General features: G+C 43.0%; 7 protein-coding genes. 5 read left to right on the top strand and 2 right to left on the bottom strand.

Annotation, left to right across the window (positions count from 1 at the left end):
- From VOR_RS0104025 to VOR_RS0104040, 4 genes are all read left to right on the top strand, one after another.
- The coding region (locus VOR_RS0104025) for an amino acid ABC transporter permease (protein WP_010318445.1) at positions 1 to 753 on the top strand (753 nt) is incomplete at its 5' end.
- A gap of 20 nt (positions 754 to 773) precedes the next feature.
- On the top strand, positions 774 to 1541 hold the full coding sequence (locus VOR_RS0104030; RefSeq protein WP_029626891.1) for an amino acid ABC transporter ATP-binding protein: 768 nt from the start codon (positions 774 to 776) through the stop codon (positions 1539 to 1541).
- Positions 1542 to 1745: 204 nt separating this feature from the next.
- The gene (locus VOR_RS0104035; protein ID WP_010318447.1) at positions 1746 to 2414 is read left to right on the top strand and encodes a Bax inhibitor-1 family protein; all 669 of its coding nucleotides are present in this window, start codon (positions 1746 to 1748) and stop codon (positions 2412 to 2414) included.
- A 126-nt stretch (positions 2415 to 2540) separates the two neighbouring features.
- A complete protein-coding gene (locus VOR_RS0104040; protein WP_010318448.1) occupies positions 2541 to 2870 on the top strand; it encodes a TusE/DsrC/DsvC family sulfur relay protein in 330 nt (109 codons plus the stop codon).
- A 55-nt stretch (positions 2871 to 2925) separates the two neighbouring features.
- Here VOR_RS0104040 and yccX read toward each other — a convergent pair whose 3' ends face one another.
- Positions 2926 to 3204: an acylphosphatase gene (yccX, locus tag VOR_RS0104045; RefSeq protein ID WP_010318449.1), complete on the bottom strand. Its 279-nt coding sequence runs from the start codon at positions 3202 to 3204 to the stop codon at positions 2926 to 2928.
- Between the two features lie 218 nt (positions 3205 to 3422).
- Between yccX and VOR_RS0104050 the strand changes: the two genes are divergently transcribed.
- Positions 3423 to 4616 carry a class I SAM-dependent methyltransferase gene (locus tag VOR_RS0104050; RefSeq protein ID WP_010318450.1) on the top strand — a complete coding sequence of 398 codons (1194 nt, stop codon included), beginning with the start codon at positions 3423 to 3425 and terminating at the stop codon, positions 4614 to 4616.
- A gap of 61 nt (positions 4617 to 4677) precedes the next feature.
- Here the strand turns inward: VOR_RS0104050 and VOR_RS0104055 are convergent.
- The coding region (locus VOR_RS0104055) for a VWA domain-containing protein (RefSeq protein ID WP_010318451.1) at positions 4678 to 8123 on the bottom strand (3446 nt) is incomplete at its 5' end.

An 8123-nucleotide genomic window follows, 5' to 3' on the forward strand; every position in this document is an offset into this window, starting at 1 on the left:
GCGTTGCTCGCCTATGAAAATACACCGAAAAAAACGTGGATTTGGTTGTTTTTTGTCAATATCTATCCATTTCTTATCGCGGCATTACTCGGCCTCGAAGTTGTTGAAACGCATAAGTGGGGAGGCTTATTAGTTACGCTAATCATTGCCTTAGTTGGGATTGTTGTTTCGTTACCGATTGGCGTTGTATTGGCGTTGGGCCGGCGTTCCGAGATGCCCATTATTCGCAGCCTATGTACCGTTTACATCGAGGTGTGGAGAGGAGTACCACTGATTACAGTTTTGTTTATGGCATCCGTGATGCTTCCTCTGTTCCTCTCGCAAGGCTCGGAAACGGATAAACTGGTTAGGGCATTAATTGGGGTGGTCATGTTCAGCTCAGCTTATATGGCAGAAGTGGTTCGTGGTGGTTTACAAGCGATACCTAAAGGTCAATATGAAGCCGCCGATGCGTTAGGTTTAAGTTACTGGAAAAAGGCCAGTTTGATTATTTTACCGCAAGCGCTGAAGATCACGATCCCTTCTATCGTTAATACCTTCATTGGCTTATTTAAAGATACCAGCTTAGTGCTCATTATCGGGATGTTTGACGTACTCGGTATTGGACAAGCTGCCAATACCGATCCGGATTGGTTAGGCTTTTCTACTGAAAGTTATATATTTGTCGCATTAGTGTTCTGGGTGTTCTGCTTTTCTATGTCGAGATATTCGATATGGCTTGAAAACAAACTCCATACTGGTCACAAACGATAACTACAAATCAAGGACGTATTATGACGCAGCAACGCAACCTCGCACCTTCTGAAGAAATCATGATTCAGATTAATGATATGAATAAATGGTACGGTGAATTTCATGTACTAAAGAACATCAATCTTACCGTTAAAAAAGGCGAAAAGATCGTTATTTGTGGCCCTTCAGGCTCAGGGAAATCGACCATAATTCGCTGTATTAACCGCTTGGAAGAGCACCAAAAAGGACAAATCGTCGTCGCGGGCAACGAACTGACAGAAGATCTTAAAAATATCGAAGCCGTGCGACGCGAGGTCGGTATGTGTTTCCAACATTTCAATCTTTTTCCGCATTTAACCGTGTTAGAAAACTGTACACTCGCTCCAATTTGGGTAAAAAAGATGCCTAAAGGAGAAGCTGAAGCGGTTGCGATGAAGTACTTGGAACGCGTGAAGATTCCCGATCAAGCAGACAAATATCCCGGTCAACTTTCTGGCGGTCAGCAGCAACGAGTTGCGATTGCACGCTCATTGTGCATGAACCCACAGATTATGTTATTTGATGAACCAACATCTGCACTTGACCCGGAAATGGTACGGGAAGTATTAGATGTTATGGTTGAACTCGCAGGAGAAGGCATGACGATGCTTTGTGTTACCCATGAAATGGGTTTTGCAAAAGAAGTCGCCGATCGCGTTATTTTCATGGATGCCGGCGAGATCATTGAAGAAAATAACCCTGTTGAATTTTTTGAAAACCCTCAATCTGATAGGACGCGCAATTTTCTCTCTCAAATTCTTCATCATTAATACATTCGCAACGAACAAAACGAGAGGTGAATATCACCTCTCGTTTTGTTTACATGCATAGACACATGGTGTTACACATTCCTTAACATCTAACTGACTATTTTTATTACAATTTACACAGAACAAATACGATACAGGGCTTGCTTTTTAGCTCATTCAGCCCCATAAATGTACATACAAACATAAACCCTTACGAGGAAGATTATGAACAGCCCTATGTTTACTCGCTCAGCTAGCTTAGAGAGCACACTACAAACCAATAAAGTGTTGAAGAATACTTACTTCTTGCTTTCAATGACTCTTATCACTAGTGCTATTGCTGCGATGGCAACAATGGCAATGCAGATTTCACCATTCATGGCACTCGCTATGCAATTGGGGGCAATCGGTATTCTGTTCTTCGTTATGCCTAAAGCCATTAACTCCTCTTCAGGTATTGTATGGACATTTGTGTTCACGACATTAATGGGGGGAGCTCTGGGCCCAATGCTTAATCACTATGCGGCAATCCCGAATGGCTCTAGCATTATTGCTCAGGCACTCGGTCTTACTGGCCTTGTTTTTATGGGCTTATCGGCTTATACCATTACGACTAAAAAAGACTTTTCATTCATGAGAAGTTTTTTAATGGCAGGCCTAATTATTGTCATCGTTGCCGCGATTATTAATATTTTTGTTGGCTCTACCGTTGGTCAACTAGCGATCAGCAGCATCGCGGCGCTCGTGTTTTCTGGTTTTATCCTATTTGACACAAGCCGCATCGTACGAGGTGAGGAGACAAACTACATTAGTGCTACCATCTCAATGTATCTAAATATCCTGAACTTGTTCACAAGCTTATTGGCTATCCTAGGCATTATGAACGACGACTAATTTACGTCGACATTTTGTCCAAACGAGCCCGCAAGCCACAGCTTGCGGGCTTTTTGCTTTCTAAACAGTTGAGATCACACATTCACTACGCTACCCTAAACGCGGATTTTTAATCGAGTAATAAAGATGTTTGAATACAATGGTAAAACCGTCGAAACTGATGCTCAGGGTTACCTCCTAGACCATACCCAATGGGAAGAAGGGATGATCCAGACGCTGGCCAGTCAGGAAGATATCGAGTTAACAGACGCTCATCTAGAAGTCATTTTGTTCGTGCGCCACTTTTATGAAGAGTTTAATACTTCACCCGCAGTGCGTATGTTAGTCAAAGCGATGGAAAAAGCGCATGGTCCGGAAAAAGGCAATAGCAAATATCTATTCAAACTCTTTAAAAAAGGCCCGGCCAAACAAGCAACTAAACTTGCTGGGTTACCAAAACCTGCCAAATGCTTGTAGTGCGAAACTAAGCCCCAAGCAACTTAACCATACAAAGTACAAAGCGTTGCTACTTTTAAAGTATTTCGAATCCGCTATATTTTTCAGTATAAGAAAGAAGTGATTCACACGACACAGACATTACTTTCGCCGTTTTGGGGCCTTGTTGAAGCCACTGATAAAACTGCTCAAAATTTTCACTATTCCCAATGGCGATAACTTCAACCTCGCCGTTATATAAATTTTTGGCATAGCCTGTTAAGCCTAGCTTTAGTCCTTGATGAGCGGTGTGATAACGAAAACCAACCCCTTGGACCCTGCCTGTCACGATAAACTTGTCGCACTGTTGAGCCATTTGGATCCCTCTCTATGTTTAAATACTCAATCATTTATCTACTAAAATGCGTCTTCACCATAATGAAAGAAATGGCAATGGGTTAATTTGATGTACATCCCATAGACACTCTCCCCAAACAATTTCCTTTATTTACGTTTGACGCTCGCTCTTTGTTTGCTTTCCATTACCTTTTCTATGAAAATACGCCCCCATTTTGAATATTCATCGAGTAATGTATGACAGCTGCAATCTATCTAGTTAAAGGCCGTGAAAAATCTTTGCGCCGTAAACATCCATGGGGTTTTTCCCGAGGGATCAGCAAGGTAGAAGGTGAGCCTCGCCTTGGAGAGACCGTCGACGTTTATACTCATGATAATCAGTGGTTATCAAAAGCAGCCTATTCCCCTACGTCTCAAATTCGAGCTCGCGTCTGGAGCTTTGAGAAGCAGGAGATCAATGTCGATTTTTTTGTGAAACGGCTCGAAGATGCACTGTTAGTTCGCCAGGAGATTATTGAACGAGATGGTCTTACAGGCTTTAGGCTGATTGCAGCAGAATCAGATGGGTTGCCGGGTATTACTATCGATAAGTATCAAGATTATCTAGTATGCCAACTGCTTAGCGCAGGGGCTGAATATCATAAAACGAATATTGTTAAAGCGCTGACAATCGTTTTCCCAGAGTGCCATGTTTACGAACGTTCAGATGTTGCCGTTCGTAAAAAAGAAGGTTTGGAAGAACGCATGGGCGTGCTGCATGGCGATGAGCCGCCACAATCAGTCATTATCGAAGAAAATGGCGTAAAAATTAGCGTCGATATTGTTGGTGGACACAAAACAGGCTTTTATCTAGACCAACGTGACAGCCGCCAGAAATCAATAAAATATGTGAAGGATAAAGATGTCCTTAACTGCTTTTGTTATACCGGAGGCTTCGGTCTGTACGCTCTTAAAGGCGGTGCCAAACGCGTAATTAACGCCGACGTCTCACAACCTGCATTAGATACCGCCAAATACAATGCAGAGATCAATCAATTCGATATCTCCAAAAAACGTGCTGTATTTTTAAATGCCGATGTTTTTAAATTATTGCGAGAATACCGTGATCAAGGAACGCTGTTTGATGTGGTGATCATGGATCCACCTAAGTTTGTCTCGAGTAAAAATAACCTGACCTCCGGTGCAAATGGTTATAAAGACATCAATATGTTAGCAATGCAAATTTTAAAACCGGGTGGCACCTTACTCACTTATTCATGCTCTGGTCTTATGGGCACCGATCTCTTCCAAAAAATCATTGCAGATGCGGCGCTTGATGCCGGTCGCAGCGTTAAATTTGTTGAGAGGTTCGAGCAAGCCGCTGACCACTTAACAGATTCAGCCTACCCTGAAGGGTTTTATCTAAAAGGGTTCGCCTGTAAGGTGTTGTAAGCCGTATTTTATAGGCAGCAAGAAAAACCGGAGCTCTAATCAAGCTCCGGTTGTCGTTATTTTAGTCCTTTAAATGGTTTAGATTATCCATCAAGCTACTGGTGATATCCGCAGCTGACGCACCATCAAAGTCCACGGTCAATGTTTGACCTGATTTGACAATCGTTAGGTGCGATTCATGTTCATTTCCTGTCACACGAATAGACACACCGTCCACAAAACCTTGATGATCTGCACTACTCAGCCCATCAAGTAATACTGTGATTTCGTCTTTAGACATGTCTTCGAACAAATCAGAGAAATCTAAAGAATCCCCTTCAGAACGATTGAAGTCTGTAACATGGTCAGTCGCAGTTTCCATCTCAACCCATTTAAAGATATCTGCACCATCACCACCAGTAAGGATATCATTGCCTAAGCCGCCAATTAGAACATCATTCCCAGCACCACCATCTAGAATATCATTACCAGTACCACCGCGAAGGCCATCGTTCCCTTCGCCACCGTAGATATGGTCATTACCCGAGCCTCCAAAGAGAAGATCTGTACCTCCTTGGCCGAATATACGATCATCGCCACCACCACCATGAGCTATATCGACGTAAGCATTACTAGCTCCGGGGATATTGAGTGCGCTGTCTTCGTTATTGGCATCTTGTAGCCAAGAGCCATCAAGCCCAGTCCCAAAACGATCCAAAAGATCGGAAGCCGCCATCTCTTTTAGATGAGCCTGTGTATGGTTATCCAAGCCGTCAACATGACTATCACCAAGATAAATAATGTCATCTCCTTTTCCGAGATAGACATAATCACCACCATCGCCTACATCCACGACTAAACCTTTTTCAGCATGATCGTGATAAGTCACCGACGATGAACCGACACCCGATGTTGACCACTGCACTTTTTGATTTGACGTAGTGGAATCGTATAGCTGTATCGAATCAATGCTATTTCCTTCAGCTTTAATGTCATGCCCAACAACAAATGTTAGTGAACTTGAGCTTGTATCACCATCGTTATCTTTTAATGTATAGTCGAAAACCAATTGGGTATCCGATGAAATAGTTGCCCCAAAGAACTGGTAACTGCCATCATCTAAATCAATAATTAACGAGTGCTTATCATTAATATAAATTGACAAAGTATTGGTTGCAGGATCAAAACCATGAGTCAGAGCTGAAGATTTCCCCGCAACTGATATCGATTGACCATCATCAAGATCATCTTTCTCAATGGTGTTAAAGTTTTTCACACCATTTTTCCAATCGTATCCTTCGGGTACACCATCAGATAAGAAATAACTCACATTGCTAGCGCCACTTAATGGCCCACCATAACCGAGACCAGACCATTGATTCTGTGCCAATTCAATAGCGTGGTCATAATCTGTCCCTCCATGAGCCGTTAGGCCCATTATGTAGTTTTTGGCTTGTTCAACCGTCATCCAGTAAGAGGAACCATTATGGTAAGGAGAAGCTGTTGCATTAAATAACAGCAATTGGACCTGAGTCTGACCAATAGCTTGATATTGATCTAATAACTGTACCGCTGATTCTTTCATCACTTGAAGACGAGTTTTACCGTTGCCAGCCTCCCAAGCCATAGAACCCGACACGTCTAAAATCAACTGAACATTGGCGCCTTGTCTAGTCTCCGATTCTAAGACATGCAAAATGTCTCTTGCTAGCGGCGCATCATCTTCAATGACGAGAGTAACAACGCCAGTACCGATTGCTCCTGCCGCATTTTCCGCTTCAAGTGGGATCTCGATAGCTAAATGATCTTCACCTGCCTTATCTGGATGATCAATAGGTGCGTGTAACACACTATTTACTTTACCTTGATCATCTAACGCAAACTCGACAACCTTAATACCATTTGCAGAACCAGTGAGCATCTGTTTATCTGACGATAATGACCAAGTGATTGCAACACCATTAGATGTGTATTGATCACTCGGTAGACCAATGGACAATTGAGTAACGTTGGAAAGACTTAACTGCCCATCAGCTGAAGCTTGGTTAGTCGTATCTTGTGAACCAGTGACGGATGCGTCATCTGCTATACCGCCTTGTAAGCCTTCTTCAGAAACATTGATCGTCAATTCACCAATAACAGGCGGAGACACAGGCTTGACCGCAAAACCAAGCACAGCACTGTCACCATCGGCATCAGTAACTTTCACTTGGAAATCAATATCTCCATCACCTACCGGCGATTGTATATTTTGATACTGGTAAAACTCCCATTTTCCCGTTGTCGGTGTAAACTCGAGTTTGAAGACTAAATGCCCTTCTGCATCTTTACCAGTAAGAGTATTTGCCCCTACTAATTCAACAGTAATATCAGAGCCAGTAACCGTTTTGAGTGTCGCAGACTCATCTAGGCCAACTAATTGCAGTGCCCCTCGACCATCGGCCCCCCATAGCGGTTCAACGACACCAGAACCATAAGCAATTGGCTGCGGCGCATCCGCACCAAGAAACTCGATATTTTTAACGGTAAAGTCACTATTATCTTTATGATTAAACGAGTTACCATTGTCAGTAGCTTTGATAACCATCGTATCAAAACCACCCTGCTGTACAGAAAAGTCTTTAGCGTAATCTCCACTGTTTTCATCAGAGGTAAAACTTTGAGTTGCAATCAGCTTTCCATCTAGCCAAAACTCAACAATCCCACTTTCACGCTCACCACCAAACATTTTACTAAACTCAATTTTCGCACCATAAGCTACCGTGTTAGGATCGAGTTTAATAACCAACTCTTCGGATGCAGAACTGCCATCTGAAAACTTCCGAAAATCAACTTCATTAGCAAGATTATGGTACGGAGAACCCTTACTACTAACGCCTATACCTTCGCTGTCACCATTAATATTTGCACTAACCAAAGTGGACGATAAAGCTGAAGAGAAGCCTTTTGCAGTAATAGTAAATTGACCACCGTCAATCGTAGTCCTATTACCACGGTAACTCGTTAGATCAAACTGGCCAATTAACACATCAGGAATGTCAGTGACTGTGACAGCAACTGGTTCCATCACATGGTCGCTGGGTGCATCATCTTCAATGATGATCGATAGTTTGCTTTCCGTTGTGGCTTGCCCATCTGAAACAAATACGCCAAGATCTAAACTCAGTGTATCTTCTTGAGAACCATCTGGATGGTCGACAGGGATGAGTAAAGTGACTGTATAGTTCCACTCGCCCTTGCCACTAGCATTAGGAGCAGTAAGCTCGATTTCAATAACGGATTTAGAATCACTCCCAGATGTAGACCCTATCAGCTTGTGATTTTGAGCATCCCATTCCCAAACGACTTCCATACCTCCCGACGTGATGCCCTCCGGGCCCGAAAGAGTGATCCCTACGGAGTCACTATCTACATCATCAATTGTGATGGTGCCAGATGCCTTAACTGCGTCGCTTGTATCTGAGGATCCAATATCATCTTGAAGCCCACCAGATAAGCCTTCCTCGGAGAGAAACGCAATGCTTGAGA

It is taken from the genome of Vibrio ordalii ATCC 33509 (assembly GCA_000257205.1).
Lineage (GTDB): Bacteria > Pseudomonadota > Gammaproteobacteria > Enterobacterales > Vibrionaceae > Vibrio > Vibrio ordalii.

What these genes read in the sequence shown, in the direction of transcription:
- VOR_RS0104030 (WP_029626891.1), top strand. Translation starts at nt 774, where the DNA reads ATGACGCAGCAACGCAACCTCGCACCTTCTGAAGAAATCATGATTCAG.
- VOR_RS0104035 (WP_010318447.1), top strand. Translation starts at nt 1,746, where the DNA reads ATGAACAGCCCTATGTTTACTCGCTCAGCTAGCTTAGAGAGCACACTA.
- VOR_RS0104040 (WP_010318448.1), top strand. Translation starts at nt 2,541, where the DNA reads ATGTTTGAATACAATGGTAAAACCGTCGAAACTGATGCTCAGGGTTAC.
- yccX (WP_010318449.1), bottom strand. Translation starts at nt 3,204, where the DNA reads ATGGCTCAACAGTGCGACAAGTTTATCGTGACAGGCAGGGTCCAAGGG.
- VOR_RS0104050 (WP_010318450.1), top strand. Translation starts at nt 3,423, where the DNA reads ATGACAGCTGCAATCTATCTAGTTAAAGGCCGTGAAAAATCTTTGCGC.